Origin of the sequence: Colwellia marinimaniae (genome assembly GCF_002207865.1) — a bacterium.
Taxonomy (GTDB): Bacteria; Pseudomonadota; Gammaproteobacteria; order Enterobacterales; family Alteromonadaceae; genus Colwellia; species Colwellia marinimaniae.
In genome coordinates this window covers 1-236 of the sequence record NZ_BDQM01000514.1, presented here as the reverse complement: position 1 = coordinate 236, position 236 = coordinate 1, and the positions used below count along the sequence as shown (strand labels likewise).

1 protein-coding gene is annotated in these 236 nt (G+C 49.6%); it reads left to right on the top strand.

The window, feature by feature from the left end; genetic code table 11:
• Positions 1–11: 11 nt before the first annotated feature.
• Positions 12–236, top strand: a 225-nt coding sequence (locus tag MTCD1_RS20305; protein WP_200818724.1) for a flagellar basal body L-ring protein FlgH, incomplete at its 3' end; no start/stop codon positions are given.

Genomic DNA, 236 nt, shown 5'->3' with positions numbered 1-236 from the left:
TATCCTTCTTTCTGCGTTTCTTCTTCTTCCTTTGTTCTTCCCCCCTCGTTCCGTCCCCTTTCCCTTACGTCCCCTATTACTCCCCCTTCTTTCCTGCTTCGCCGCCAACTAAGATTGCCGCTACAGGTTCCATGTATCAGGACAGTCAGGCATCTAGCCTCTATTCCGATATTAAAGCGCTTAAAGTCGGCGACATCATCACAGTGATTTTGATGGAGGCGACTCAAGCGACGAAG